This is a genomic window from Clostridium sp. D53t1_180928_C8, from assembly GCF_015667795.1.
GTDB lineage: Bacteria > Bacillota > Clostridia > Clostridiales > Clostridiaceae > Clostridium.
Genome location: NZ_JADPEL010000013.1, coordinates 70,894 through 97,699, shown reverse-complemented (window position 1 = coordinate 97,699; position 26,806 = coordinate 70,894). Strand labels below are relative to the sequence as shown.

Here is a 26,806-nt window from a genome sequence, read left to right as displayed (position 1 = left end):
TATATATATAAATAGAGCTTTTTACAGTTTTATTCCCTCTTTTACCATTAAAATAATTAAATATGTAAAATAATCCATAAATGAAAAAAATAGTTGAATTATTTTTGGATATATGGTAATATGAGTAAAAATAAACCGGTGATGTGGAGATAAAAATAGATCGTGCACTTACAGAGAGCTTAGATTGCTGAGAACTAAGCAGAACGCAGCCTATTAAATGGACCACGGAGGGCATAGGGAAAAGAATTGAAAATTCTTAGTATTCTATGACGTTTGACATACGTTAGTTGTCTAGGATATGTTAGTATCCGATAAAGTGTACGATTATTTCGTAAATCAAGGTGGCACCGCGGGTGTAGTGAATTCTGCCCGTCCTTGACAGTAAATTTAGCTGTCAAGGACGGGCTTTTTTATGTTCTTTGGCAGGATATATTAAATTTTTAGGAGGAAAAATATGATTTATCCAAGTTTAGAAGAGGCAAAAAATATTATAGCAAATGATGATTATGGAGTTATTCCTATAAGTATGGAATTGTATGCAGATATAAAAACTCCTATTGAAACTCTAAGGATTCTTAAAGAAGTAAGTAGTCATGTTTTTATTTTAGAAAGCGTAGATAATTCTCATAGGTTAGGAAGATATACATTTTTAGGTTATGATCCTAAGTTAGAATTAACCTGCTATAATAATGAACTTAAAATTAACAATGAATTTACTATTAATGAAACAATTAATAATCCTAATGAATATATCAGAAGAATTTTAAAAGAAAACAAAAGTCCTAAAATTAAAGGATTTCCCACATTTACAGGAGGGTTAGTTGGATATTTTTCTTATGATTATATAAAGTATAGTGAGCCAAGCTTAAAGTTAGATTGTAAAGATGAGGAAAAATTTAATGATGTTGACTTGATGCTATTTGATAAAGTAATAGCATTTGATAATTATAAACAAAAAATAATATTAATAGTAAATATAAAAACAAATGATTTTGAAGTTAATTACAGAAAAGCAGAAATAGAATTAAAAAATATGGTTGATTTAATTAGAAATGGAAAATCAGTAGAAGAGAAAAAGTTAAATATTAAATCAGAATATAAAGAGTATTTTTCAAGAGAAGAATATTGCAATATAGTTAGGAAAGCAAAAGATTATATAAAGGAGGGTGATATCTTCCAAGTAGTTTTATCAAATAGAATAGAAGCAGAAATTGAGGGGAGCATTTTAGATTGTTATAGAGTATTAAGAACTACAAATCCATCACCTTATATGTTTTATTTTTATAGTAACGATATAGAAATAGCAGGAGCATCACCAGAAACCTTAGTAAAACTTGAAGATAATAAATTATATACATTTCCTTTAGCAGGAACTAGAAAAAGAGGAAAATCAGAAGATGAGGATAAGATTCTAGAAAAAGAGCTTTTAAATGATGAAAAAGAATTGGCTGAACATAATATGTTAGTTGATTTAGGAAGAAATGATATAGGAAAAATAAGTGAAATAGGAACTGTAAAAGTAGAAAAATATATGAATATTGAAAAGTTTTCTCATGTTATGCATATAGGTTCAACTGTTACAGGAAAAGTTAGAGAAGATAAAGATGTGTTAGATGCAATAGATTCAATATTACCAGCAGGAACTTTATCAGGAGCTCCAAAGCTAAGGGCTTGTGAAATAATAAATGAATTAGAGGGCAATAAGAGAGGTATATATGGTGGAGCAATTGGATATCTAGATTTTACTGGAAATTTAGATATGTGTATTGCAATAAGATTAGCATTTTCTAAAAATGGGAAGGTATTTATAAGGTCAGGAGCTGGAATTGTCTCAGACAGTATTCCAGAAAATGAATATGAAGAATGTATAAATAAATCAAAGGCCGTTATAAATGCACTGAATATATCAATGGAGGGGATTAATTAATGATACTTTTAATTGATAATTATGATAGTTTTTCTTATAACCTTTATCAGCTTATTGGAGTTTTTGATAAGAATATAGTTATCATTAGAAATGATGAAAAGACTATAGAGGAAATAAACAATATGAGGCCAGAGTTAATAATTATATCTCCAGGAGCAGGAAAACCAAAGGATGCGGGAGTTTGTATTGAGGTAGTTAAATATTTTAAAGGTAAAATACCTATGTTCGGAGTATGCTTAGGACATCAAGTGATTTGTGAAGCTTATGGATCAATGGTGACTTATTCAAAAGAATTAATGCATGGAAAAACAAGTATAGTAAATATAAAAAAAGGCAGTAAACTATTTCAAAACTTAGGACAAAGAATAAGTGTTGGAAGATATCATTCATTAGCGGTAGATAACAAAAAAGTACCAGAAGAATTAATAGTTACAGCAGTTACTGAAGATGGTGAAGTTATGGCTGTAGAAGATAATAAAAATAAAATTTATGGTGTTCAATTTCATCCAGAATCAATATTAACAAAGGAGGGATATAAAATAATTAGTAATTTATTAGAGCAACTAGGGATATAGAAAAGGGGGCAATTAAATGATTAAAGAGGCAATTAAAAAATTAAGTAATAAGCACGATATTGATTATGATATGGCAAAAGACGTAATGAATGAAATTATGACTGGGGTAGCAAGTGATGTTCAAAAAAGTGCATATTTAACTGCTTTAAGTATGAAAGGAGAAACTATAGAAGAAATTACAGCATCAGCTGAAGTTATGAGAAAGCATTGTATAAAGCTTTTGCATGATGAAGATGTACTTGAAATAGTAGGAACTGGAGGAGATGGATCTAACTCTTTCAATATATCAACAACTTCATCAATTGTTATTGCAGCAGCTGGAATACCAGTAGCTAAACATGGAAATAGAGCAGCAAGTAGTAGGTGTGGATCTGCTGATGTATTAGAATCTTTGGGGGTGAAAATTAATATTTCACCAGAAAAAAGTAAAGAGTTATTAGAGAAAATTGGTATATGCTTTTTATTTGCTCAAAACTATCATATTGCTATGAAGTATGTAGCACCTATAAGGAGAGAACTTGGAATTAAAACTATTTTTAATATTTTAGGCCCATTAAGTAACCCAGCAGGAGCAAATATTGAACTTATGGGTGTATACGAAGAAGAGTTGGTAGAGCCACTTGCAAAAGTTTTATATAACTTAGGTGTTAGGAGAGCCTTAGTTGTTTACGGAGAGGATAAATTAGATGAAATATCTATAAGTTCACATACAACAGTTTGTGAAATAAAAGATGGAAAGTTTTATTCTTATGTAATAATTCCAGAACAATTCGGACTAGAAAGATGTAAGAAGGAAGAATTAAAGGGTGGAAATCCTAAAGAAAATGCAAAAATTATAATGTCAATATTAAATGGAGAAAAGGGACCTAAGAGAAATGCCGTTGTTTTAAATTCAGGAGCAGCTTTATATATAGGAGGAAAGGCTAAAACTATATTGGATGGTGTTAGGTTAGCTGAAGAAATAATTGATAGTGGAAAGGCTAAGAAGAAATTAGAAGATTTTATTAAATATTCTAATGAGTAGGTGAAGTTATGATATTAAATGAAATAGTAGAAAAAACAAGAATAAGAATATCAGAAAGAAAAGATGAAAAATCTTTAGATACAATAATGGAAGAAGCATTACAAAAGCAAATAAATAATACTTTTCCTTTTGAAAAATCATTAAAAAATCCAGATATAGCTTTTATATGCGAAGTGAAAAAAGCATCTCCCTCTAAAGGGATAATAGCAGAAGAGTTTTCATATTTAGATATTGCAAAAGAGTATGAAGAAGCAGGGGCAAATGCTATTTCAGTTTTAACTGAGCCATTTTACTTTAAAGGAAAAGATATATTTTTAGAGGAGATATCAAAAGAAGTTAAGGTGCCTATTCTTAGAAAGGATTTTGTAATAGATGAATATATGATTTATGAAGCTAAGATTTTAGGGGCTAGTGCAGTGCTTTTAATATGTTCTATATTAGATAAAGATATTTTAAAAAAGTATATAGATTTAGCTAATAGGTTAGGTATGTCTGCACTAGTAGAAGCTCATAATGAAAAAGAAATTAATATGGCATTAAGCTGCGGAGCTAGAATAATAGGAGTTAATAATAGAGATCTTAAGAATTTTACAGTGGATATTAACAATTCAGTTAGGTTAAGAAGGTTTGTTCCAACGGATATTATTTTTATATCAGAAAGTGGTATTAAAACTGCTGAAGATATTGATGTATTGAAAAAAAATAATGTTAATGCGGTGTTAATTGGTGAAACTTTAATGAAAAGTAAAAATAAAAAGAAAGCTTTAGATGAATTAAGAGGATTTAAATATGAGTAATGTGAAAGTAAAGTTTTGTGGTTTATTTAGAGAAATGGATATTGAATATGCTAATAAATTAAATCCAGATTATATAGGTTTTGTTTTTGCTAAGAGTAGAAGACAAGTAACAAAGGATAAAGCAATTTATTTAAGGAATAGATTAAATTCTAATATTAAAGCTGTTGGTGTTTTTGTAGATGAGGATATTGAAAAAATAATAGATTTATTAACCATAGGAGTTATAGATATAGCACAACTTCATGGAAGTGAAAGAGAAGATGATATAAAAGTAATAAAAGAAATAAGTAAGAGAGAGGTAATAAAAGCAATAAAAGTTAACTGTATTAATGATATTGAAGTATGTAGGGATTCTTGTGCAGATTTTCTATTATTAGATAGTGGACAGGGAACTGGGAAAACTTTTAATTGGAATAACATAAAGAACTTAAATAGAGAGTTTTTTTTAGCAGGAGGATTATCTATAGAAAATATTAAACAGGCAATTGAAAAAGTTTCTCCTAGGGCAATAGATATAAGTACAGGAATTGAAAGTAATGGTATTAAAGATTATATAAAAATGAAAGAAGTAATGAGAATAGTAGGAAGGTAGGTAGAGTTTATGAGTAAAGGTAGATTTGGAGAATATGGAGGACAATATATATCAGAAACATTAATGAAAGAACTTATTAATCTTGAAGAAAAATATGAGTATTATAAAAATGATGAAGAATTTAATATAGAATTAAAAAAATTATTAAATGACTATGCTGGAAGGCCATCATTACTTTATTATGCAGAAAAAATGAGTAAAGATTTAGGTGGAGCAAAGATTTATTTAAAGAGGGAAGATTTAAATCATACAGGATCTCATAAAATAAACAATGTACTTGGACAAGTACTCTTAGCTAAAAAATTAGGTAAAACTAGAGTTATTGCAGAAACTGGAGCAGGTCAACATGGAGTAGCAACAGCAACTGCCGCAGCACTTTTAGGATTAGAATGTGAAATATTTATGGGAAAAGAAGATACAGATAGGCAGGCTTTAAATGTATATAGAATGAAGTTATTAGGAGCAAAGGTTAATTCTGTAACTAGTGGAACAATGACATTAAAAGATGCTGTTAATGAAACTATGAGAGAGTGGGTAAGTAGAATAGATGATACTCATTATGTTTTAGGTTCAGTAATGGGTCCACATCCATTTCCAACTATGGTTAGGGACTTTCAAAGTGTAATAAGTAAGGAAGCTAAAGAGCAAATTATTAATGTTGAAGGTAAATTACCAGCAGCTGTTATTGCTTGTGTTGGTGGAGGAAGTAATGCAATAGGTATGTTTTATAACTTTATAAATGATAAAGATGTACAACTTATAGGATGTGAGGCAGCTGGTAAAGGTGTTGATACAGCGTTAAATGCAGCAACTATAGCTAACGGTAGTGTTGGAATATTTCATGGAATGAAGTCTTATTTTTGTCAAGATAATAATGGACAAATAGCTCCAGTATATTCAATTTCAGCAGGATTAGATTATCCAGGAATAGGACCAGAGCATGCTTATTTACATGATATAAAGAGAGCAGAATATGTTTCTATAACTGATGATGAAGCGGTTTCAGCCTTTGAGTATTTAGCTAGAACTGAGGGGATTATTTGTGCTATAGAAAGTGCACATGCTGTAGCTTATGCTATAAAGATTGCTAAAAAATTTAGTAATGATGAAAGTATTATTATTAATCTTTCTGGAAGAGGAGATAAAGATGTTGCAGCAATAGCTAGATATAAGGGGGAAAAGATTTATGAGTAATATATATAAAGCATTTGAAAATAAAAAGGCATTTATAGGATTTTTAACAGCAGGAGATCCAAGTGAGGAAAAAACGGTAGAATATATTTTAGAAATGGAAAGAGCCGGAGCAGATTTAATTGAAATAGGAATACCTTTTTCAGATCCTACTGCGGAAGGCGTTGTTATTCAAAATGCTAATATAAGGGCATTAAATTCAGGAATGACTACAAATAAAGTTTTTGACATAGTTAAAAAAGTTAGGGAAAAGAGTAATATACCATTAGTATTTTTAACTTATATAAATCCAGTTTACAAATATGGATATGATGAATTCTTTGTTAAATGCAAGGAAGTTGGTGTAGATGGAATAATTATTCCTGATGTACCTTTTGAAGAAAAGAATGAAATAGAGCATATATCTAATAAATATGATATTGATATTATATCTTTAATTGCTCCTACGTCAGAAGAAAGAATTAAAACTATTGCAAAAGAGGCTAAAGGTTTTATTTATGTTGTATCATCTATGGGAGTTACTGGAGTAAGAAGTGAAATTGAAACAGATATAGAAAATATAATAAAATCAATTAAAAAAGTTACTGATGTTCCTTGTGCTGTTGGATTTGGAATAAATAATCCTAATCAAGCAAGAGAAATTTCTGAAATATCAGATGGAGTAATTGTAGGAAGTGCTATAGTTAAGATTATTGAAAGGTATGGTAATAATGCCAATGAAGAGTTATTTAAATATACTAGAAAAATGAAAAATGCTATTAAATATGAAATTTAATATTTTATAGTTACAAGTACTCAATTATAATAAAATAAGAGTATGTTATAGAAGGAGAGAGACAAATGAAGAAGTATTTATTAGATACTAATATAATAATTAGATTTTGGGATGAAGAGGAAAAACAGTTAGATAAAATAATTAGAGAAAATAAGGTTGTTATATTAACTGATGTATTAAATGAATTATCTGTAAAGGAAACAAAAGAATATAGAAGAAGAGAGGTTTTAAGTGAAAGATTTTGCAAGCTATTGCCTTATAGTATAGAAGTTGAAAAAGATAATATAAGTGGATTTTATATGATATTTGACTATGAAAGTAAGGAAAATTTTAATAGTAATAATTTATCTCAAAATGATTTATTGCAATTGTATGCTTGCTATATTAATGATGATTTAAATTTAGTTACTGAAGATAAGGAGTTATATAATATTGCAAGACATATTTTAGGTGAGAAAAGAGTATTATCAATAAAAGAATTAAATAACATTATCTAAAAATAAAAGTATCTCTATTTTAGATATTGAATTACCATAATGGATATATTATAATTTACAAGTATTTCGTTGAGAAATTTGGGAGATACTGTTTAAATTCAGAGCCGAAGGGGAAAGTGCGGCAAACTCTCAGGCAAAAGGACCAAATTTTGAGAAAACTCTGGAAAGCCCATATACGGCACCGACGAAGCAATCTTAGATATAGTAAGAGAATCTTTCAGGTAAAAAGACAGAGGCGCAATTATTTTAATAATTAGTCTTTAGGTATTATTAAATAAGGGGGATTTTTTTGGACTATATTGCAATTTTAGAGTATATCGGTGTGTTTGCTTTTGCCGTATCAGGAGCAATAGTAGCTATTGAAGAAGAGTTTGATATTTTTGGAATATATATAATAGCTATAATTACAGCTATGGGGGGAGGAGTACTTAGGGATATCGTTACCAATTCAGGTATACCAGTATTCTTTACAAGTTATATGACTATTCCATTTATTATTGCCGGAGCTTTACTAGCTATATTTTTAAAGGGAAAATTAAAGTATAAAACTTTATTTGTATTCATTGATGCAATTGGACTAGCTGCTTTTTTTGTATCAGCAGCAGTAAAAGCAATTGGTAGCAATTATAATTTTATGTTATTTATATTTGCAGCTAGCATTACTGGTGTTGGTGGCGGAGTATTAAGAGATATAATAACTAATAGAAAACCACAAATTTTTAAGCATGATATTTATTGTGTCGCAGGAATTATAGGTGTTACTATACTTTGGTTTATATATCCTGTAATTGGATTAGAAGTAGCACAGTTAATAACATTATTAATAATTGTGCTTATTAGAATGGTAAGTTATTATAAGACAATAAATTTACCAGTAGTATATAAAGAGAGAGTTTAAGAATAAGACTAATATTAAGATAGTAAAAAGGTATAAGAATTAAATATTCTTATACCTTTTCTTTAATAAGAAATTGATTACGATAATTAGAAGGACTTAATCCATAAGTTTTCTTGAAAATTTTAGAGAAAACTAATGAGTCAGTATATCCGACTTTATTTGAAATATCACATATTGTATATTGTGTAGTTCGAATAAGCTCCTCAGCCTTTCTCATGCGGAAGCTTAATAAGTATCTTTGAGGTGATATATTTAATTGTTTTTTAAATATAGTACAAAGATAACAGCGATTGATTCCGATATAATTAGCTATATCGTTTACATTGGTGTTAGCATAATTTTTCACTATAAAATTTATGGCCGATTCTGTATATGAATGGATATTACTAGATATATTACTATAAATATTAACATCATTACTAATTTCACTAATGTTAGAATCAGATGAAGTAGAATTATTTTGAGATTCTATAAGAGTAGATAATAGTTCAAATAATAATGATGCTCTTCGTAATTCACTTGAATAAGTTGATTCATAAGTTTCTAACATTTTATCTACATACTCTAAATAGACATCATTTGATATATTTGAATGAATTACAGGTGTTTCAGATGTTATATTTGCATATGATAGATAAGTATCTGCCAAAGTCCCGTTAAAAGTAACCCATATATATTCCCAGGGATCAGTAGAGTCTGCATAGTATTTTACAAGGTAATTTTTGGGTAGTATGAAAATATCATTTTTTTTCACATTATATTTAATATTATTAATAATTAGAGTTCCTTTACCATTAAGAACAAAATGTAAATGGTATTCATTTAGTTCTTCATGATTAAATATATAATTAGGCGGGCACTTATGATAACCACAATGTATTAAAAATAAATCTATACTATGAGTTGGAACATCACCAACTATTTGAGATTGTAATGCATCAAATTTTATATTTTTGCTCATAAAACTACCTCCTATTATTTAAGGGTTTAACAAAAAGACATATCATAAAAACAAAAAGACATGTTCAATACGACAGTTTTATAGTAAAATTATAGCATAATTTACAAATAAACACAAAGGTTCTTGTGTATTAAGTGGAGGGGATCTTATGAGTATTAAAAAGTTTTTAGCTGGATTATTAACAGCATCATTAATGATAACGTTAACATCTTGTTCAGGTGGTTCTACAACAGGTAAAGAAGGCAAAACAAAAAGTGAAGATACAGAGGTATCAACAGATATTTCTAATTCATCTGGGAAATTAGTAGTTGCAATATGGGATAAAAATCAATTAGATGGGATTCAAGAAATTGTAAATGATTTTACTGATAAAACTGGAATTGAAGTAGATATTCAAGTTACTCCATGGGAACAATATTGGACAATGTTAGAGGCTGGTGCTACAGGGGGCTCGTTACCAGATGTATTTTGGATGCATTCAAATGAAATATCTAGATATACCGAATATGAAATGTTATTAGATTTAACTGACAAGATTAAATCAAGCAATATGATAGATTTAACTAAGTATCCAGAAGATATAGTACAAATATATAATTACCAAGATAAGCAGTTTGCAATACCAAAGGATATTGATACAATTGCACTTTGGTATAACAAGACCATGTTTGATGAGGCTGGAGTTGAGTATCCAAATGAAAATTGGACATGGGATGACTTTAAAGAAGCATGTGGAAAATTAACTAAGGATGATGGAAGTCAGTTTGGATATGCAATTAAGCCAACAAATAATCAAGCAGGTTGGTATAACACAGTATATAGTATGGGTGGAAGAATTATATCTGATGACAAAAAAGAATCTAAGATGAATGATCCAAAGACTGTTCAAGCATTAGAGTTTATCACTGGAATAATAAAAGATGGACATACACCTGCTTATGAAGTAGTTACAGAAAATGATGATACTGCATTATTTGAAGCAGGTAAAGTAGCTATGATAACTCAAGGATCATGGATGTTGGCAGAGTTATGTAACAATGATTATGTAAAAGCAAATTGTGATATTGCAGTATTACCTAAAGATACTATAACAGGGAATAGAGTTTCAATTTATAATGGATTAGGATGGGCTGCATCAGCAAATACCTCATATCCAGATGAAGCTTGGCAATTAATTGAGTATTTAGGGTCAAAGGAAGCACAACAAAAGCAATCAGATTTAGGTGTTGTTATTTCTGCTTATGAAGGAACAACTGAAAACTGGGTTAAAGCTTATCCAAATTTTAATTTAAAAGCCTATTTAGATATGATGGACAATTTAGTTATTAGGCCATATTCAAAAACAACTGTAACATGGGAAGAGATGACTTCTGAAAAATTAATAGATGCTTGGACAGGAAAGAAGGAAGTTAAAGATGTTTGTAATGATATAACAACTCAAATGAATGAAATATTATCAGACGAGCAATAGCACAGCAAATTTTCATTGTATTTATATAACAAAGGAGGTAAATAGAGATGGAAAAGAGTAAAAGCTCAAAGAGAAGCAGAAGTGAATTCATTTGGGGTTGGATATTTATATTACCAACGATGATAGGATTATTTATTTTGAATATAATACCACTTTTTCAAGCTGCGTATGAAAGCTTTTTTAAGACAGGTGCCTTTGGAAAAGGAAATGTATTCATTGGATTAGATAACTATAGAAAGTTGCTTGGAGATTCAGATGTATGGCAAGCTCTTTTAAATACATTTAAATATGCAATTGTTGAAGTTCCATTATCAATAGTAATTGCAATATTATTAGCAGTTCTATTGAATAGAAAAATAAAAGCAAGAACAATTTATAGAACTATATATTTTTTGCCAATGGTTGCTGCACCAGCTGCAGTAGCAATGGTTTGGAGATGGCTATATAATTCAGAATTTGGGTTGCTTAATTATATTAGAAATACTGTTGGAATGAATCCTATTAATTGGATCTCTAATCCTAAGATAGCTATTATATTTATTGCTTTAGTAGGAGTATGGTCAGTTATTGGTTATAATATGGTGTTATTTTTAGCGGGACTTCAAGAAATACCTAAAGATTATTACGAAGCAGCAACTATTGATGGAGCAGGAAGAGTCAAACAATTTTTTAGCATAACATTACCTTTAATTTCGCCAACAATGTTCTTTGTTACAGTAACAAGAATTATTGCGGCCTTACAAGTTTTTGATGTTATTTACATGATGATAGATAAGACAAATCCAGCATTAGAAAAATGTCAATCACTAGTATATTTATTTTATAAATATTCTTTTATTCAATCTAATAAGGGATACGGATCAGCAATTGTTATGCTGTTATTAGTTGTAATCTTAATAATTACAGCAATTCAAATGGTTTGTCAAAAGAAATGGGTACATTATGATTAGAGAGGAGTGTATTAATTATGGAAAATAAATCAAATATATCTGTACAAATAGATAATTCTACTACTCCTGTTTCTAAACGTGGGTCAGTTAAAAAAGCTAATATACTTGTACACATTGTTTTAATAGTTGGAGCAGTAATTATGATTATACCATTTGTATGGATGGTGCTAACGGCTTTTAAAACTGTTTCTGAAACAACTCAGTTAGACCCCTTTGTAATATTTCCATCAAAGTGGAGAAGTGATGCATTTCAATCAGTAATAAAACAAATGAATTTTTTTAGATTATATTGGAATACAATTTTACTTATAGTTTGGAGAGTTATTTGTGCATTAGTTACAGCTACAATGGCAGGATATGCTTTTGCACGATTGAATTTTAAAGGGAAAAATATAGCTTTTACTATTGTATTAGTGCAAATGATGATTCCATCACAAATTTTTATAATTCCACAATATCAAATAATAAGTAAGCTAGGATTGTTAAATACAATGTTTGCTTTGGTATTTCCTGGATTAGTAACAGCATTTGGTACGTTTTTATTAAGACAAGCATTTATGGGATTACCAAAAGATTTAGAAGAGGCGGCAAGATTAGATGGATGTAACATTGGACAAACGTTTTTACATGTAATGCTTCCATTAGTAAAATCTTCGTTAGTTGCACTTGGTATATTTACTGCATTATTTGCTTTTAAAGAGTTAATGTGGCCTTTAGTAGTAAATACAGAGCAAAGTACTATGCCGTTGGCTGCTGCTTTGGCAAAACTTCAAGGACAATTCTCTACAAACTATCCAGAATTAATGGCAGCATCAGTACTTGCATGTATACCAATGATTATTATATATGTTATATTCCAAAAACAATTTATTGAGGGTATTGCAACATCAGGTAGTAAGCTTTAGATAAGCATTAGCAGTTAGAGTATTGATGAAAAAATTAAAATATTGAAGAATAAAATGGTAGTAAATTGATGTTTATTTTTACCATTAATAATTAATAAATTTCAATTGGGGGGAATAGAAAATGAAAATTACATTTATGGGGGCGGGAAGCACTGTTTTTGCAAGAAACGTATTAGGAGATTGTATGTGTACACCAGCCTTATGTGAAAGTGAAATTGCATTATATGATATTGATGAAGAAAGATTAAAAGAGAGTGAATTAATATTAAAAGCAATTAACAATAATGTTAATGAGGGAAAAGCAAATATAAAGATTTATTTAGGTATAGAAAATCGTAAAGAAGCTCTTAGAGGAGCTACTTTTGTAGTAAATGCAATACAAGTAGGAGGATACGAACCTTGTACAGTTATTGATTTCGAAATTCCTAAAAAATATGGTTTGAAACAAACTATAGCTGATACTATGGGAATTGGTGGTATAATGAGAGCCTTAAGAACTATTCCTGTAATGGCTGACTTTGCAAGAGATATGGAAGAGGTTTGCCCTGAAGCATATTTCTTAAATTATACTAATCCTATGGCTATGTTAACAGGATATATGCAAAGATATACAAATGTAAAAACTATAGGGCTTTGTCATAGTGTACAAGTTTGTTCGGAAACTTTATTAAATGGATTAAATATGGAAGATAAGCTAGAAGGAAGAAAAGAACTTATAGCAGGAATAAATCATATGGGGTGGTTATTAGAGATTTATGACAAAGATGGCAATGATTTATATCCAGAGATAAGAAAAAGAGCTAATGAAAAAAATGCTAAAGAAAAGCATGATGATATGGTTAGATATGAATATATTAAACATTTAGGATATTATTGTACAGAATCAAGTGAGCATAATTCAGAATATAATCCATTTTTTATTAAGTCTAAGTATCCTGAGCTTATAGATAAGTTTAATATTCCTTTAGATGAATATCCAAGAAGATGTATAAATCAAATTAAGGGATGGAAAGAGGAGAGAGATAGTATATTAAATGATGGAAAAATTACTCATGAAAGATCACATGAGTATGCATCATATATAATGGAAGCTATAGTAACAGGAAAACCTTATAAGATAGGTGGCAATGTTTTAAATCAAGGATTAATTGATAATTTACCAAGTGATGCATGTGTTGAAGTACCTTGTTTAGTTGATAATATGGGAATTCATCCAACTTATGTAGGAAAATTACCAACACAACTTGCAGCTATGAATATTAGTAATATTAATGCTCAGTTATTAGCTATAGAAGCAGCAGTTACGGGAGAGAAAGAAAAAATATATCAAGCAGCAATGATGGATCCACATACTGCAGCGGAATTATCTATTGATGATATCGTGAAAATGTGTGATGAGATGATTGAAGCTCATGGTGTTTATATGAGTAATTATAGATAAAATCTAGTATAATTAATTATAAAAAGGTATGGGAAGAGAGTTTTTCATACCTTTTTATGAATTTAATTAGAGAATAAAAACTATTAATTATTAAGAAACAGGAGAGATATTAAAATATATGGGAATTGTTTGATGATATTGTATTTAATAGTAATATAAGATGTGTGGGTAATTTATATATTTAGTTATAATTCAAAAATTAATTAATATATATTAAGTAGTGAAAATAGTATTTATTATTATCCATTAATAAAAGGTTTAGGAGGAATAAAAAAATGAGTACTAATAATGTTATGGAACATGTGCACATAGGAAAAAATGGACAAACATATACTCATACACATGAAAATATGGAAGGGCATACTCATACACACTCTCACGAAAATACTAAATTAGTATTAAATAAATTATCAAGAGCATTAGGACAATTAGAATTAGTAAAGGGTATGGTTCACGAAGATAGAGATTGTAGTGAAGTTTTAGTTCAATTGGCAGAAGTGGTAACGAACTTAAATAATACTGGAAAAATAATTTTAAAAGAACATATTGAGACTTGTATAGTTGAAGCTGTAGAATCTGGTGATAAGAATGCTATAGATAACTTGAATTTAGCAATAGAAAAATTTATTAGATAAAATTTTATTTTAATATATGGAGCCGTTACGGCTCTTTTTTTATAAATGAATAATATATATTAAATGTGTTGATAAATAAAGAAAAAATGAGATATATTAACTAATTTATAGAATAATTTAACTATAATAGATAAAATGAATAAAAATAAGAAATAAAGATAAAAAATGATAATAAATCATAATTATTAAAAGGTAATAAATACTGTATAATATGATTAAATAAAATATATAAAATAATTATAAAAAATATATACAAAGATGAACTATACATAAATTTATAGGGGGATGAAAATGGTATTAGCTTTAATTATTTTAATTAGTTTATGTCTATTATGGCTAATAATTTCGCCTAGTTTTGAAATAATAGGGAAGTTTATTAGAAAATATTTCAAAGAATTGTTTAGTAATGATGAGGGGGATGAAAAAAATGAAAAAAGGTAATAAGATTATTGGAGGTGTAGTAGTTGCTGGTGTAATTATATTAGGGGGGAGTGTTATTAGCATTATCAACTCATAAAATAAAGCCAGGATATGTAGGTGTTGTATATAATCTAAGAGGTGGTATTCAAGATAATGTATTAACACAAGGATTAAGAATTGTTTCACCATTTCAAAGGGTATCACAATATTCAGTTGCTACAGAACAGGCATATCTTTCAAGAGATAAAAAGGAAGGATCATTAGATGATGATTCATTTATGATACCAACTTCGGATGGAAAAACAGTAAATGTTGATTTAGAGTTTAGCTATCATTTTGATGTAGATACACTTCCAGAAACTTTTACAAGATTTAAGGGACAAACAGGTAAGGAAATAGAGGAGAATTTTATAAGAGGTAAAATGAAAGCATGGACATCAGAAGTATCTTCTACATTTTCGGTTATAGACATATATGGTGAAAAAAGATCTGAACTAAATTTAAATGTTTTAGCTCATGTAAAGGAAAAATTTAATGAGTATGGAATAATAATAGATTCAGTTAATTTTTCAAGAATAGAATTAGATGCTGAAACAGCTAAAGCTATACAAGAAAGAATAAATAAACAACAAGAATTAGAAACAGCAAAAATAGAAGCACAAAAGGCACAAATTGAAGCTGAAAGAAAAAAGGTAGAATCACAAGGGGAAGCAGATGCTAAAATAATTAAAGCACAAGGGGAAGCTGAATCTAATAAGATTTTAACGCAGGATCTTAATGATGAAATTTTAATGAAAATGTATATAGAAAAATGGGATGGTATTTTACCAAAGGTTAGTAGTGGAGATGTAACACCATTTATAGATATAAATAGCATTGAGTAAATTTAGTATAGGGTTTAGGAGTGAGTTATTATGAATGTTAAAGCAACTATAATTTTATGGTTAATTGCTGGAGTTTGTTTTTTATTAAGTTCAATATTTATGTTAATAAGTAATAGGACATTTCCTCTAATTTTATCAAATACTATTGTATCTATTTTATCCTTTATAAATGCTTATATGGAGTATAAGAAAAAATTATAGCAATCATTACTTATAAAGGGGCTATATATGGTTCCTTTATAAGTGTTTTAATTAATGATATAAAAAAAGCTAGACTTTTTATTAAATAATGATATAATAATATATATACGGCGCCATAGCCAAGTGGTAAGGCAGAGGTCTGCAAAACCTTTATTCCCCAGTTCAAATCTGGGTGGCGCCTCCAAGTAATAAAAAAGGGAATTCAATATGAATTCTCTTTTTTATTTTAATGAAATTAAGTAATGAATGTTAATACATATATTTACAAGTGAGAGGTATTGTGATAATATTTAAATGTAATAAATTTCCATTAGTTTGTCACGAAGACAGACTTTATTTTATAAAAAAATAATTATTATAAAAGTATATCACGAAGGTATAGCAGATTTGCTATACCTTTTATTTTTTTTATATTAAATTTATGGAGGGGTTTTTATGAATGAAAAGACAAAAGATTTAGTATGGGCTGCATTATTTCTTGCTATAGGTATAGTAATACCTTATATTTTTCATGCAACTAGTTTGCCAGGACCAATATTCTTGCCAATGCATATTCCAGTGCTATTATGTGGAGTGATTTTAGGAAAGAGATATGGATTAATAATAGGAATTTTATTACCATTTATTAATTCAGCACTTTTAGGTATGCCACCAATATTTCCAACAGCAGTTGCAATGGCATTTGAGCTTGCAACATATGGAATAATTACTGGATTATTATATAAAGATAAAAAGTGTAATATTTTTGTATCATTAATAGGGGCAATGGTTATAGGGAGAGTAGTATCAGGAATAGTAAATTATATCTTATTAACAGTTGGAGGGAATGGATTTGTATTTACAGCATTCTTAACTACTACTTTTGTTAAAGCAATACCAGGAATAATTATTCAACTTATATTAATACCTGTAATTTTAAAAGCTGTAGATCATGTAAAAAAAGGAGAGGCTGTTATAAATGGATAATAGAGAATTCTTTAATAAGTTAGCTTATAAATGGGATGAAATGTGTCATCATGATGATAGAAAAATAAGAAAGATATTAGAGTTATCAGAAATAAAAGAGAATTCAAAAGTTTTAGATATAGGTACTGGAACAGGAATATTAATTAGCTACTTATTAGAAAAATCACCTTCAAAATTAGTTGGTGTTGATATTTCGGAAAATATGATAGAAGTGGCTAAACAAAAATATAGAGGCAAGAATGTAAAATTTATTGTTTCTGATATTATGGATTTTAATGAAGGTAAATATGATTATATATTTATATATTCAGCATATCCTCATTTTAAAGATAAAGAAAAATTATTTGAACACTTATCAAAGTTATTAAATAATAATGGAAAGGTTGTAATAGCTCATTCACAAAGTAGAGATGAGATAAATCATGTTCATTCTAAAAGTGATGTGGTTAAGGAGGATGTACTATTACCAGTAGAGGATAATACTAAAATAATAAATAAATACTTAAGGACAGATAAAACTGTTGAAAATTCTGAAATGTATTATATAGAAGCTATAAAATAAAAAATAAAAGGTAGTAAAATAATAAAAAATTTTACTGCCTTTTAATATTAAGTTACAATATATATAATTTAAAAATATATAATAAAATTTATTACTTTATAATTGATATTTTCTTTTCAGTAGCATTTACTTCAATATTACAACCTATTGGTAATGTAAACATTGGATGAGTATGACAGCAATCGAAATCAGCGATAAATGGTATCTTTTTATTACCTAATACTTATACCAAAACTTCATAAGGTTTCTTACCTGTTTTTAAATCGTCAAATAATTCATGTTTACCAAGTATGATTCCTGAAATTTTATCAAATACCCCATTTATCTTTAATAAAGAAAAACTTCTTTCAATAGTAGCAATATTTTTTAATGAATCTTCTATAAATAATATATCACCTTGCTTTATTTCAGGCATATACTTACTTCCCCATATACCTTGTATTGTATTTAAGTTTCCACCAATAACTCTACCTGAAGCAATACCATCATAAACAGTTATCCAATCATTAATCTTATTTTCTTTTGGTCTATTTTGAGTATTCCAATCAATATATTCATCGGTCCAGTATTTGGGTATTTGAAAACAATAAGGAATTTTTATATCATCTATGAGGATTTCTTTAAAATAATTATACGTATAATCTATAAATGGTGGTAATTCACCAAATGACGAAACTAATGCAGGTCCATAAAACGTGTTGATTCCTGTTTGTGCATATATAGCAAGTAATATTGCAGTAACATCGGAATAACCTATTATTATCTTAGGATTTCTTTTAAAAGCATCATAATCTATATAGGGAAGAATGGAATTTGAGTTCATACCTCCTATTGTAGACATAATACATTTAACATCGGGGTTTCTAATTAACTCATTTAATTCATTTGCTCTTTCTTTTATGGTTCCAGAACGATAAAAATCATATTTTCCTGTAAGGCTTCCATCCAATATATTAAAACCTTTATCTTGTAAATATTTTTTGCCTCTTTGAAATCTTTCAGGACATAAATATGTTATTGGTGATGATGGTGAAAAAATACCGATAGTATCTCCAAGTTCTAATTTCTTTATTTGTATCATAGTGAACTCTCCTGTAAGTTATTTATATAATCATTAGTATAAATTTATATTTTCATATTAGTTGAGTATAATAAACTTAATATTGCTTAGTTTATAGTTAAATTATTCTAAAATTTTATATATTAATTATAATACAAATTTTAAAAAAAAATAAATAATTATCCTAGTTAGCATATTATTAGAGATAATAATTACTAACAAAGAAAGTTTCATTTATATAAAATTAATAAAAATGTAGTTATTACTTGGTGTAAGAATATATTTAAGGAATTTTTAAGAAAATTTTAATGGAAAACAAAAGATGATTAATTAAAAATAGGGTAAAATATGATAGTATAATAGCAAAGGGAAAATATTGTAAATAGGGGGAGTAAGGATGAAAAAAACAATAAATAAAAAAATATTTAGTGTTATTTTATTTATTTTTATATTTAGTTTAGTTATGCCAAATATAAGAGTAAGTGCGAGTAAAAATACTGATAACTATGATGTAACTATAAGTTATGGTATAGATGGCAAATATAGAGCTCAAAAATATATGCCTATTAATATCGAGGTGAAAAATTTATCAAAGGATATTAATGGAGAAATAGAAGTAAGGGTTGCCAGTGATACTTTTGGTGGATATGATTCATATTCGAAAGAAGTTACAGCAACAGCAGGAGAAAATATAAACATCACAATACCAGTAAAGTTTATGGAAAATTCAACTAATGGGACTATTTGTATAGTAGAGAATAATAAGGTTCTATATGAGAAATCATTATTAATTTCTTCTGGTAGAATTTCAGAAGGAAATGCATTTACAGGAGTATTAACAGATGATGCTACAGCTTTAGGATATTTAGGAGATATAACATTTTCAGATTCTACACACTCAAATGTAGGGAAAATGAATTTAGTTAAATTAAATGAAAATCTATTAAGTGAAAATGGACTAAATATAGCTGGATTAGATCTAATAGTAATTAATAACTATAACACAGCAAATTTAAAGGAAGAACATTATAGGGCATTAAATAACTGGGTTAATGAAGGTGGAACATTATTAATAGGTGCAGGTGCTAACGAAAGTAAAACAATTAACAATATAAATAAAAGTTTTTTAAATATTTCTTCAAGTGGAACTACTGAGAAAAGTGTTGTGACTGTTTCAGAAAATTTAAATTTAATATTATCACAAATAACATTTGAAGGAGCAACAGTTGCTAATAATAGTAATGGAAATGATTTGGTATATTCTTTAAAAAGAGGAGAAGGAAAAATATTAGTAACTACATTTGATTTAGGTTTAGAACCATTTATTTCAAGTGCTGATTCATCTATTATGTTACAAAATGTGTTAATAGGTACTTTCGATAAAATTTATGAGCAAAATAATAATGGTGGACATTATCAAGGTGGATATGAAGCAACTAACATATTAAGAAGTATTCCAGTTGAAAAGATGTTAAGTACAGTAACATTAGGAATAATACTTGGAGTTTACGCAATTTTAGTTGGGATAGTTTTATATTTTATACTTAAAAAAATGAAAAGAAGAGATTTAACATGGGCACTTATACCATTAACTGCAATTATATTTACAGTAGTAATTTATTTATTAGGAAGTAAGATGAAAATTAAGGATGTTGTAGTAAACAATATTAATATTATAGCTACTGATGAAGAAGGAAAAGGTCAAGTCAATGGATATATTGGTATTGCAAGCAAAAATAAGGGTGATATCAAAGTAGAAAAAGAAGAAAATTTAGAAATGAAGTATATATCTGATAATAACTACTATTACGGAGATAAAGAAAGTGAATCTAAAAATTTAAGGGTTAAAACAACATATACAAATAATAATTCTTACTTTACAGTAGCCAATAATAATATATCTGAAATGAATAAATTTAAAGTTTCAGGTAAAGAAATAGTAATGCCGAAAATAGAGAATACTTTAAAAATTAAAAATGGAAATTTAGAGGGTAATATTAAAAATAATTTAGATGCAGATATTAAAAAGTTAATAATAGTTTCAGGGCAAAGTGTTTGGGAAGTAGGAGCAGTAAGTAAAGGTGAAGAAATTTCAATTACTGATTTAGCTGCTAAAAGCTCTTTCGGTATTCATGGTTATGCAGATAGTTTAACTAATGAATATTATGAATCAAGATGGAATGATGAAATGGATTCAAACGATCCAAAATTTAAAAATGTAGAAAGATACGCTAATTTATTAAATTTATTAGGAAGTAATGATTATGTAGGAACTACAACAAAGATTATTGCAATTACAGATTTACCTGTAGATTACAGTTTAAAGCTAGATAGTAATTCAGTTTCAAATTATGATTTAACAGCAGTAATACAAGATGCAAATATAGACTTTAAAGATGAAAATGGAAATCTTAATTTTCCAGAAGGATACTTTAAGTACAAGGTGAACTATGTAGATCCAGCTGTATATTTTGATTATTATGAGGGTTACGTTAATGGTAATGGAGAAGTTGTTTTAGATTATGAAATTGATAGTAATGTAAATGTAAAAGAAATAAATATTAATGTATTTACTAATAGATGGGGATATCAAGCTGGAGTTGATGGTGAATATTATATTTACAATTATAATACCAACCAATATGAAAAATTTAGCTTGTCATCAGGAAGTTATAAAGTAATAAATGATGGAAGCTATAGCTCAAATAATATAATAAAAATCAAAATCGTTGCTGATAATGAGAAAGAGACCGCAGCTCCTCAAATAAGTATAAAAGGGGTGGAGAAGTAATGCTAGTTATAAAAAATCTTGAAAAATCATATGGAAGCTTTAAAGCTGTAAATGGATTAAATTTAGAAATAAAAAAAGGCGAGATATTTGGATTTATAGGTCCAAATGGTGCTGGTAAAAGTACAACAATGAAGATTGTTTCTGGACTTTTATCACCTGATAGTGGTGAAGTTTATGTAGATGGAATAGATGCTATAAAAAATAATAGGGCATTAAAAGATAAAATAGGATATATGCCAGATTTCTTTGGTGTTTATGATAATTTAAAGGCAATTGAATATTTAGAGTTTTATGCTTCAATATACGGAATTGTAGGAAAAGAAGCTAGAGAATTATCTATGGATTTACTTAGATTAGTTAATTTAGAAGATAAGCATGATGCATATGTTGATGGATTATCAAGAGGTATGAAGCAAAGGTTATGTTTAGCAAGGTGTCTTGTTCATAATCCAGATCTTTTAATATTAGATGAACCAGCTTCAGGAATGGATCCGAGAGCCAGATATGAGATGAAAGGGATATTAAGAAACTTAAAGGAAATGGGTAAGACAATAATAGTTTCTTCTCATATATTACCTGAGCTTGGAGAAGTATGTACTAATATAGGGATAGTAAAAAATGGAGTAGTTGTATGCCAAGGGACTGTAGAAGAGATAATGACAAGAGCTGCAGGAGCTTCTCCAATAGTATTTACAGTATTAGATAAAGAAGAAGAGGCTATAAAGCTTCTAAAAGAATTACCATATGTAGATAATATAAAAATTGATGGTAAGAAAATTACAGCTAGTGTAGTAGGAAACGACGAAGATATATGCAATCTTTTAAAATATTTAGTAGTAAAAGATATCCCAATAATAAATTACAGCAGAGCAGTTGGTAATTTAGAAGATGTATTTATTCAAATTACAGCAGATAGTGATGAAGGGGAGGCGTAAAAATGAGGGTGAATCCAGTTTTAAGAAATGAAAGTAAAATAGCTGTTAGAAGCATTAAATTTACATTAATGATATTTGCATATATAGCAGCATTATCAGTAGCAGTAATGATTTATTATACTTCAGTAAATTCACAAGTTTTTTCTAATGGGTTATATTTAGAATCATCAACTATATTCTATGTTGTAATGGCAATAGGTCAAGCTATATTACTATTTTTTATAGTTCCTGCATTAACATCAACAGCAATATGCTCAGAGAGGGAAAAACAAACTTTAGATATATTATTATCATCAAAATTAACTCCACTTCAAATAATAATAGGAAAAGTTTCTGCTTCATCACTTAGAGTAATTATTCTTATAATTGCAACAATGCCTCTTTATGCAATTGGAGCTTTAATTGGTGGAATTAAGATGAGTAATATATTTGGTCTTATAGTGTTTTTTATTGTTAACACTATATTTGTAAGTTCAATAGGTGTTTTTGTATCAACATATATAAAAACATCAAAAGTATCAACAGCCCTTACTTATGGATTAGTATTATTTATTTATGCAGGTATAGTAGCTATTACTTGGGTAATAATTATGATTACTATTTATCAAATGAGTGTTAGTGGAAATATTGCATCAACTATGCCTAAGGCATCACCTATAGTTTATATAAGTCCAATTGTTGGATTTGCTAGTTTGCTTTTAAATCAAGTTGGATTAGGTGGAGAATTTAATAATATATTTTCAGAGTTTGGAATAAGTATGCATTCTGAATATATTTCCATAGTTATACAATTAATTCTATCAGCAGGATTTATGTATTTAGCAGCAATTAAACTAAATCCATTAAATAAAAAGATTAGAGTTAAATCTAAAAAGTAAAGGAGTAGAACAATGAATTCTTTAGATAAAGCTATTTTAATATTTTTAAATAAAGCATCTAAAAGAATTAAGGCAAACTTCTTATTAAATTTAAGCATAGTAGGATTAAAGATTCTACTATGCTTAATATTTAGTTTGCTATTAATATCACTTTTTATAACAATTCCTTATGTAGAAGAAATTTCATTTGCAATATTAATAATTGGATTGATAAGTATATTTATATATGGATTTATTAAGGCACCTAAAAAGGATAAGGTTGCTCTTATAATAGATTCTAAGGGGTTAGATGAAAGACTTATCACATCATTAGAGCTGATAAATTATGATGATAATATATCAATGGCTCAAAAAAAAGATACGGTAGAACATATTAAAAGTTTTGATATAAAGAAAAATTTAAAAATTAATATTGATAAAAAGCAAAGTTTATTAGTTTTAGGGCTTATAGCAATGTGTATCTTAGTAATGTTTGTGCCTACTAGTGCAAGAAAAGAAGCACAGAAAATAAGAGATTTTGATAAATTTCAAAAGCAGATTATAGAAAAGGTTGAAAAGGAAAAGGAAGAAATAGAAAAGTTAGATGAATTAAAGGAAGAAGAAAAGGAAGAGCTTAAAAAGATTTTAGAAGATGCAAAGAAAGAACTAAAAGAAAGTGAAAAGAAATCTGAAGTGAATAAGACTTTAGAGCGTTTAGAGAAAAAGTTAGAAGATAAGAAAGAAAGCTTAACATCAGAAAAGGCAAAGGAAGCTATAGAAAAAGCTAAAAAAGATTTATTAAATGATTTTAATAAAGAAAAAGAAGAAAGTGCTAAAAAAGATGTTAATAAATTAGTGAATGAACTTATGAAAAAGCAGGAAAGTAAGCCTTTAGGAGAAGCTATATTAAATGGAAACCAAGATGCTATTAATAAAGAATTAGCTGAGCTTCAAAATAAGTTATCAAGTATGAATAGTGCAGAATTAAATGCTCTTTCAGACAGTTTAAAGGATGCTGCTTTAGAAATGAGTGATGAGGAATTAGCACAGGCTTTAGAAAATGCATCAAATTCAGTATTAGATCAAAAGTTAGATGCTCAAAGTTTATCAGAAGCTATTACACAATCAGTAAATAGTAGTAATGGACAAAATAATAATAAAAATAATGGTCAAAACCAAAATCAAAGCAACGGACAAGGTCAGGGGCAAGGAGCAGGTCAGGGGCAAGGTTCGGGTCAAGGAGCAGGTCAAGGTCAAGGTGGATCAGGAGGCAATGGATCAGGCTCAGGTTCCGGATCAGGAACAGGTTGGAACACTGGTAGCACTGTAGGAAAAGAAAATGATTTAGAAAATTCCACAGGAGAACAAATATATATCCCAGGAAGAAATGAAGGTAGTGATTCGAATCTTACTGGAAATAAAAATGATGGTGGAAACACACAGCAGATAGAAAGTCAAAATGGTCTTAATGTAGGTGGGGAAAAGGTGGATTACGATAAGGTAATAGGAGATTATAGTAATAGTGCCTTAGAAGGTGCTAATAATAGTAACTTACCCCAAAGTTTAAAAGATCTTATAAAAAATTATTTTGAAGGATTAAATTAAGAGGTGGCAAATATGGAGATAAATGAACAATCAATAATAGAAGTTTCTGAAAAGATAAAAAGATGTGAAGTGGAAATTGGAAAAGGAATAATAGGACAAAAGGATACTATTAGAAATGTTTTAATAGCTATTTTTGCAGAAGGGAATGTTTTATTAGAAGGTATGCCTGGTATGGGTAAAACTCAATTAGTTAAAACAATAAGCAAAGTATTAAATTTAAATTTTTCGAGAATACAATTTACTCCTGATTTAATGCCAGCAGACGTTGTTGGAACAAATATTGTAGTAAAGGAAAATGATAATACAGTATTTAAATTTGAAAAAGGACCTGTATTTACAAATCTATTATTAGCAGATGAAATTAACAGAGCCACACCGAAAACTCAATCGGCTCTTTTAGAAGCAATGGGAGAAAAAACAGTAACTGTAGGAAAAACAACATATGAAATGCCAAAGCCATTTATGGTACTTGCAACACAAAATCCTATAGAACAAGAAGGAACATATCCTCTTCCAGAAGCACAGCTTGATAGATTTTTATTTAAGCTAAATGTAGAGTTCCCTAGCTTAGATGAATTAAAGGATATTATGGATTTAACTTTAACAAATAGTAATCCGGAATTTACTAATGTTTTAGAAGGAAATGAAATATTAGAGCTTAGAAACATTATTAAAGAAATTAAAATAGCAGAGCCAGTTAAGGAATATGCATTAAAGCTTATACTTGCAACTCATCCAGAATTGCCAGATGGGGCAGATATAGCTAAACAGTACGTAGAGGCAGGTGCGGGACCAAGAGCTGCACAAGGTATAATTGCAGGCGCAAAGGTAAGAGCTGTAATGGAAGGTAGACTTAATGTATCTTTTGAAGATATAAAAGAACTATCATATCCCGTATTAAGACATAGAATTATTTTAAACTTTGATGCTATAACGGAAGGATTAAATGAAGAAGCTATAATTACTAAAATTTTAGAAGACTTAAAGGTAGTGTAAAAAATGAGCGAAAAGATGTTTAATGAGGACTTCTTTAAAAAGCTAAATAAAATTAATATGTATATAAATTTTAAGCTTAGTGGGGGAACTCAAGGAGGTCGTAAATCAAAGGCAAAGGGTGCATCAGTAGAGTTTTCAGATTATAGGGAATATGCACCAGGTGATGATTTTAGAAGAATAGACTGGAATGCTTATGGAAGATTTGATAAGTTTTTCGTAAAAGTTTTTATGGAAGAAAGAGAAGGTGTATTTAACTTCTTCATTGATAAGAGCAAATCTATGGATTATGGAAAAGATAATAAAAAGGATACAGCTTTAAAAATAGTGGCATCATTAAGTTATATTGCTTTAAATAATCTTGATAGAGTTAACATAAGTACTATGAATGATGGTGTTGTAGAAAATTTAAAAACAAGTACTGGTAATAGAGGTTTTCAAAAAATACTAAGAGATTTAGAAGGATTAGAGTTTAATGGAACTACAGACTTAGCTAAAAGTATAAAGAAAAGACCTTTAAATTTAAGAGGAATATCTATTTTAGTTTCAGATTTTTTAAATAATTCAGGCCTTGAAAGTTTAGAAGAGGGATTAAAATATTTAGCGTATAAAAAGCAAGAAATAATATTAGTACAAGTGTTATGTGAAGAAGAAATAAATCCAGAGTTTAATAATGAAATTACACTTATAGATAGCGAAACAGGAGAAAATATTAAGCTTAGTGTAACACCATCATTAATTAAAGATTATAAAGAAACTTTAAAAAATTATAATGAACAAATTGAAATTTTAGCTAGAAAATATGGTGGAAAGCTAATAACTGTTAATTCATCTATGAATATAGAAGAAATAATATTAAGTGAATTTAGTAAACGAAAAGTATTATATTAAGG

Annotated in this window: 26 protein-coding genes, 1 tRNA gene, 1 pseudogene and 1 riboswitch; of the genes and pseudogenes, 26 read left to right on the top strand and 2 right to left on the bottom strand. The window is 28.3% G+C overall.

Annotation, left to right across the window (positions count from 1 at the left end):
- Positions 1 to 454: 454 nt before the first annotated feature.
- The 9 genes from trpE (at position 455) to I4V51_RS10620 (ending at position 8,276) form a co-directional block, all read left to right on the top strand.
- Positions 455 to 1,927 (top strand): anthranilate synthase component I, encoded by a 1,473-nt coding sequence (trpE, locus tag I4V51_RS10655; protein WP_195988419.1) that lies wholly within the window; start codon positions 455 to 457, stop codon positions 1,925 to 1,927.
- A complete protein-coding gene (locus tag I4V51_RS10650; RefSeq protein WP_195988418.1) occupies positions 1,927 to 2,502 on the top strand; it encodes an aminodeoxychorismate/anthranilate synthase component II in 576 nt (191 codons plus the stop codon). The genes trpE and I4V51_RS10650 overlap by 1 nt, the downstream gene beginning before the upstream one ends.
- A 16-nt stretch (positions 2,503 to 2,518) precedes the next feature.
- Positions 2,519 to 3,526, top strand: a complete 1,008-nt coding sequence (gene trpD / locus I4V51_RS10645; RefSeq protein WP_195988417.1) for an anthranilate phosphoribosyltransferase — start codon at positions 2,519 to 2,521, stop codon at positions 3,524 to 3,526.
- Between the two features lie 8 nt (positions 3,527 to 3,534).
- Positions 3,535 to 4,323: an indole-3-glycerol phosphate synthase TrpC gene (trpC, locus tag I4V51_RS10640; RefSeq protein WP_195988416.1), complete on the top strand. Its 789-nt coding sequence runs from the start codon at positions 3,535 to 3,537 to the stop codon at positions 4,321 to 4,323.
- Positions 4,316 to 4,915 (top strand): phosphoribosylanthranilate isomerase, encoded by a 600-nt coding sequence (locus I4V51_RS20930; RefSeq protein WP_207745945.1) that lies wholly within the window; start codon positions 4,316 to 4,318, stop codon positions 4,913 to 4,915. Before trpC ends, I4V51_RS20930 begins: the two co-directional genes overlap by 8 nt.
- A gap of 9 nt (positions 4,916 to 4,924) precedes the next feature.
- The gene (trpB, locus tag I4V51_RS10635; protein ID WP_207745944.1) at positions 4,925 to 6,109 is read left to right on the top strand and encodes a tryptophan synthase subunit beta; all 1,185 of its coding nucleotides are present in this window, start codon (positions 4,925 to 4,927) and stop codon (positions 6,107 to 6,109) included.
- Positions 6,102 to 6,881: a tryptophan synthase subunit alpha gene (trpA, locus tag I4V51_RS10630; RefSeq protein ID WP_195988415.1), complete on the top strand. Its 780-nt coding sequence runs from the start codon at positions 6,102 to 6,104 to the stop codon at positions 6,879 to 6,881. The genes trpB and trpA overlap by 8 nt, the downstream gene beginning before the upstream one ends.
- A 65-nt stretch (positions 6,882 to 6,946) precedes the next feature.
- Positions 6,947 to 7,378, top strand: a complete 432-nt coding sequence (locus tag I4V51_RS10625; RefSeq protein ID WP_195988414.1) for a PIN domain-containing protein — start codon at positions 6,947 to 6,949, stop codon at positions 7,376 to 7,378.
- 69 nt (positions 7,379 to 7,447) lie between these two features.
- Positions 7,448 to 7,533: riboswitch (glycine riboswitch) on the top strand.
- Positions 7,534 to 7,667: 134 nt separating this feature from the next.
- A complete protein-coding gene (locus I4V51_RS10620) occupies positions 7,668 to 8,276 on the top strand; it encodes a TRIC cation channel family protein (RefSeq protein ID WP_195988413.1) in 609 nt (202 codons plus the stop codon).
- 49 nt (positions 8,277 to 8,325) lie between these two features.
- On the opposite strand, the gene I4V51_RS10615 is transcribed toward I4V51_RS10620, so the two are convergent.
- Positions 8,326 to 9,237, bottom strand: a complete 912-nt coding sequence (locus I4V51_RS10615) for a helix-turn-helix domain-containing protein (protein ID WP_195988412.1) — start codon at positions 9,235 to 9,237, stop codon at positions 8,326 to 8,328.
- Positions 9,238 to 9,385: 148 nt separating this feature from the next.
- On the opposite strand from I4V51_RS10615, the gene I4V51_RS10610 reads away from it, so the two are divergent.
- The 11 genes from I4V51_RS10610 (at position 9,386) to I4V51_RS10560 (ending at position 17,672) form a co-directional block, all read left to right on the top strand.
- Positions 9,386 to 10,708: a sugar ABC transporter substrate-binding protein gene (locus I4V51_RS10610; RefSeq protein WP_195988411.1), complete on the top strand. Its 1,323-nt coding sequence runs from the start codon at positions 9,386 to 9,388 to the stop codon at positions 10,706 to 10,708.
- 47 nt (positions 10,709 to 10,755) lie between these two features.
- Positions 10,756 to 11,658, top strand: a complete 903-nt coding sequence (locus I4V51_RS10605) for a sugar ABC transporter permease (protein WP_195988410.1) — start codon at positions 10,756 to 10,758, stop codon at positions 11,656 to 11,658.
- 17 nt (positions 11,659 to 11,675) lie between these two features.
- Positions 11,676 to 12,563 carry a carbohydrate ABC transporter permease gene (locus tag I4V51_RS10600; protein WP_195988409.1) on the top strand — a complete coding sequence of 296 codons (888 nt, stop codon included), beginning with the start codon at positions 11,676 to 11,678 and terminating at the stop codon, positions 12,561 to 12,563.
- 121 nt (positions 12,564 to 12,684) lie between these two features.
- The gene (locus I4V51_RS10595) at positions 12,685 to 14,004 is read left to right on the top strand and encodes an alpha-glucosidase/alpha-galactosidase (RefSeq protein WP_195988408.1); all 1,320 of its coding nucleotides are present in this window, start codon (positions 12,685 to 12,687) and stop codon (positions 14,002 to 14,004) included.
- Between the two features lie 275 nt (positions 14,005 to 14,279).
- Positions 14,280 to 14,639, top strand: a complete 360-nt coding sequence (locus tag I4V51_RS10590; RefSeq protein ID WP_195988407.1) for a metal-sensing transcriptional repressor — start codon at positions 14,280 to 14,282, stop codon at positions 14,637 to 14,639.
- Positions 14,640 to 14,930: 291 nt separating this feature from the next.
- Positions 14,931 to 15,080: a hypothetical protein gene (locus tag I4V51_RS10585; RefSeq protein WP_195988406.1), complete on the top strand. Its 150-nt coding sequence runs from the start codon at positions 14,931 to 14,933 to the stop codon at positions 15,078 to 15,080.
- Between the two features lie 50 nt (positions 15,081 to 15,130).
- A complete protein-coding gene (locus tag I4V51_RS10580; RefSeq protein WP_207745943.1) occupies positions 15,131 to 15,943 on the top strand; it encodes a prohibitin family protein in 813 nt (270 codons plus the stop codon).
- 30 nt (positions 15,944 to 15,973) lie between these two features.
- The gene (locus I4V51_RS10575) at positions 15,974 to 16,144 is read left to right on the top strand and encodes a hypothetical protein (RefSeq protein WP_195988405.1); all 171 of its coding nucleotides are present in this window, start codon (positions 15,974 to 15,976) and stop codon (positions 16,142 to 16,144) included.
- Positions 16,145 to 16,253: 109 nt separating this feature from the next.
- Positions 16,254 to 16,328: transfer RNA gene (locus I4V51_RS10570), tRNA-Cys, on the top strand.
- 251 nt (positions 16,329 to 16,579) lie between these two features.
- Entirely contained in the window at positions 16,580 to 17,110 is a 531-nt protein-coding gene (locus I4V51_RS10565) for an ECF transporter S component (RefSeq protein ID WP_195988404.1), read from the top strand.
- Positions 17,103 to 17,672, top strand: coding sequence for a class I SAM-dependent methyltransferase (locus I4V51_RS10560; protein ID WP_195988403.1), 570 nt, complete (start codon positions 17,103 to 17,105; stop codon positions 17,670 to 17,672). The genes I4V51_RS10565 and I4V51_RS10560 overlap by 8 nt, the downstream gene beginning before the upstream one ends.
- 91 nt (positions 17,673 to 17,763) lie before the next feature.
- Here I4V51_RS10560 and I4V51_RS10555 read toward each other — a convergent pair.
- A pseudogene (locus tag I4V51_RS10555) lies at positions 17,764 to 18,753 on the bottom strand (S66 peptidase family protein).
- A 376-nt stretch (positions 18,754 to 19,129) separates the two neighbouring features.
- Here I4V51_RS10555 and I4V51_RS10550 point away from each other — a divergent pair.
- The 6 genes from I4V51_RS10550 to I4V51_RS10525 are packed head-to-tail and all read left to right on the top strand — an operon-like array spanning position 19,130 to position 26,804.
- Positions 19,130 to 21,523: a DUF308 domain-containing protein gene (locus tag I4V51_RS10550; RefSeq protein ID WP_195988402.1), complete on the top strand. Its 2,394-nt coding sequence runs from the start codon at positions 19,130 to 19,132 to the stop codon at positions 21,521 to 21,523.
- The gene (locus I4V51_RS10545; RefSeq protein ID WP_195988401.1) at positions 21,523 to 22,458 is read left to right on the top strand and encodes an ABC transporter ATP-binding protein; all 936 of its coding nucleotides are present in this window, start codon (positions 21,523 to 21,525) and stop codon (positions 22,456 to 22,458) included. The genes I4V51_RS10550 and I4V51_RS10545 overlap by 1 nt, the downstream gene beginning before the upstream one ends.
- 2 nt (positions 22,459 to 22,460) lie before the next feature.
- A complete protein-coding gene (locus tag I4V51_RS10540) occupies positions 22,461 to 23,336 on the top strand; it encodes an ABC transporter permease subunit (protein WP_195988400.1) in 876 nt (291 codons plus the stop codon).
- 12 nt (positions 23,337 to 23,348) lie between these two features.
- Positions 23,349 to 24,920 carry a pectinesterase gene (locus tag I4V51_RS10535; RefSeq protein ID WP_195988399.1) on the top strand — a complete coding sequence of 524 codons (1,572 nt, stop codon included), beginning with the start codon at positions 23,349 to 23,351 and terminating at the stop codon, positions 24,918 to 24,920.
- 12 nt (positions 24,921 to 24,932) lie between these two features.
- Positions 24,933 to 25,916: a MoxR family ATPase gene (locus I4V51_RS10530; protein WP_195988398.1), complete on the top strand. Its 984-nt coding sequence runs from the start codon at positions 24,933 to 24,935 to the stop codon at positions 25,914 to 25,916.
- Positions 25,917 to 25,919: 3 nt separating this feature from the next.
- Positions 25,920 to 26,804, top strand: a complete 885-nt coding sequence (locus I4V51_RS10525; RefSeq protein ID WP_195988397.1) for a DUF58 domain-containing protein — start codon at positions 25,920 to 25,922, stop codon at positions 26,802 to 26,804.
- The last annotated feature ends 2 nt before the right edge of the window (positions 26,805 to 26,806 follow it).

Bases quoted from the DNA above. Each gene is read 5' to 3' on its own strand.
- I4V51_RS10585 (WP_195988406.1), top strand. From the start codon at position 14,931: ATGGTATTAGCTTTAATTATTTTAATTAGTTTATGTCTATTATGGCTA.
- I4V51_RS10545 (WP_195988401.1), top strand. From the start codon at position 21,523: ATGCTAGTTATAAAAAATCTTGAAAAATCATATGGAAGCTTTAAAGCT.
- I4V51_RS10560 (WP_195988403.1), top strand. From the start codon at position 17,103: ATGGATAATAGAGAATTCTTTAATAAGTTAGCTTATAAATGGGATGAA.
- trpB (WP_207745944.1), top strand. From the start codon at position 4,925: ATGAGTAAAGGTAGATTTGGAGAATATGGAGGACAATATATATCAGAA.
- I4V51_RS10625 (WP_195988414.1), top strand. From the start codon at position 6,947: ATGAAGAAGTATTTATTAGATACTAATATAATAATTAGATTTTGGGAT.
- I4V51_RS10615 (WP_195988412.1), bottom strand. From the start codon at position 9,237: ATGAGCAAAAATATAAAATTTGATGCATTACAATCTCAAATAGTTGGT.
- I4V51_RS10595 (WP_195988408.1), top strand. From the start codon at position 12,685: ATGAAAATTACATTTATGGGGGCGGGAAGCACTGTTTTTGCAAGAAAC.
- trpA (WP_195988415.1), top strand. From the start codon at position 6,102: ATGAGTAATATATATAAAGCATTTGAAAATAAAAAGGCATTTATAGGA.
- I4V51_RS10605 (WP_195988410.1), top strand. From the start codon at position 10,756: ATGGAAAAGAGTAAAAGCTCAAAGAGAAGCAGAAGTGAATTCATTTGG.
- trpC (WP_195988416.1), top strand. From the start codon at position 3,535: ATGATATTAAATGAAATAGTAGAAAAAACAAGAATAAGAATATCAGAA.
- I4V51_RS10550 (WP_195988402.1), top strand. From the start codon at position 19,130: ATGAAAAAAACAATAAATAAAAAAATATTTAGTGTTATTTTATTTATT.
- I4V51_RS10590 (WP_195988407.1), top strand. From the start codon at position 14,280: ATGAGTACTAATAATGTTATGGAACATGTGCACATAGGAAAAAATGGA.
- I4V51_RS10650 (WP_195988418.1), top strand. From the start codon at position 1,927: ATGATACTTTTAATTGATAATTATGATAGTTTTTCTTATAACCTTTAT.
- I4V51_RS10540 (WP_195988400.1), top strand. From the start codon at position 22,461: ATGAGGGTGAATCCAGTTTTAAGAAATGAAAGTAAAATAGCTGTTAGA.
- I4V51_RS20930 (WP_207745945.1), top strand. From the start codon at position 4,316: ATGAGTAATGTGAAAGTAAAGTTTTGTGGTTTATTTAGAGAAATGGAT.
- I4V51_RS10530 (WP_195988398.1), top strand. From the start codon at position 24,933: ATGGAGATAAATGAACAATCAATAATAGAAGTTTCTGAAAAGATAAAA.
- trpE (WP_195988419.1), top strand. From the start codon at position 455: ATGATTTATCCAAGTTTAGAAGAGGCAAAAAATATTATAGCAAATGAT.
- I4V51_RS10610 (WP_195988411.1), top strand. From the start codon at position 9,386: ATGAGTATTAAAAAGTTTTTAGCTGGATTATTAACAGCATCATTAATG.
- trpD (WP_195988417.1), top strand. From the start codon at position 2,519: ATGATTAAAGAGGCAATTAAAAAATTAAGTAATAAGCACGATATTGAT.
- I4V51_RS10525 (WP_195988397.1), top strand. From the start codon at position 25,920: ATGAGCGAAAAGATGTTTAATGAGGACTTCTTTAAAAAGCTAAATAAA.
- I4V51_RS10535 (WP_195988399.1), top strand. From the start codon at position 23,349: ATGAATTCTTTAGATAAAGCTATTTTAATATTTTTAAATAAAGCATCT.
- I4V51_RS10575 (WP_195988405.1), top strand. From the start codon at position 15,974: ATGAATGTTAAAGCAACTATAATTTTATGGTTAATTGCTGGAGTTTGT.
- I4V51_RS10565 (WP_195988404.1), top strand. From the start codon at position 16,580: ATGAATGAAAAGACAAAAGATTTAGTATGGGCTGCATTATTTCTTGCT.
- I4V51_RS10600 (WP_195988409.1), top strand. From the start codon at position 11,676: ATGGAAAATAAATCAAATATATCTGTACAAATAGATAATTCTACTACT.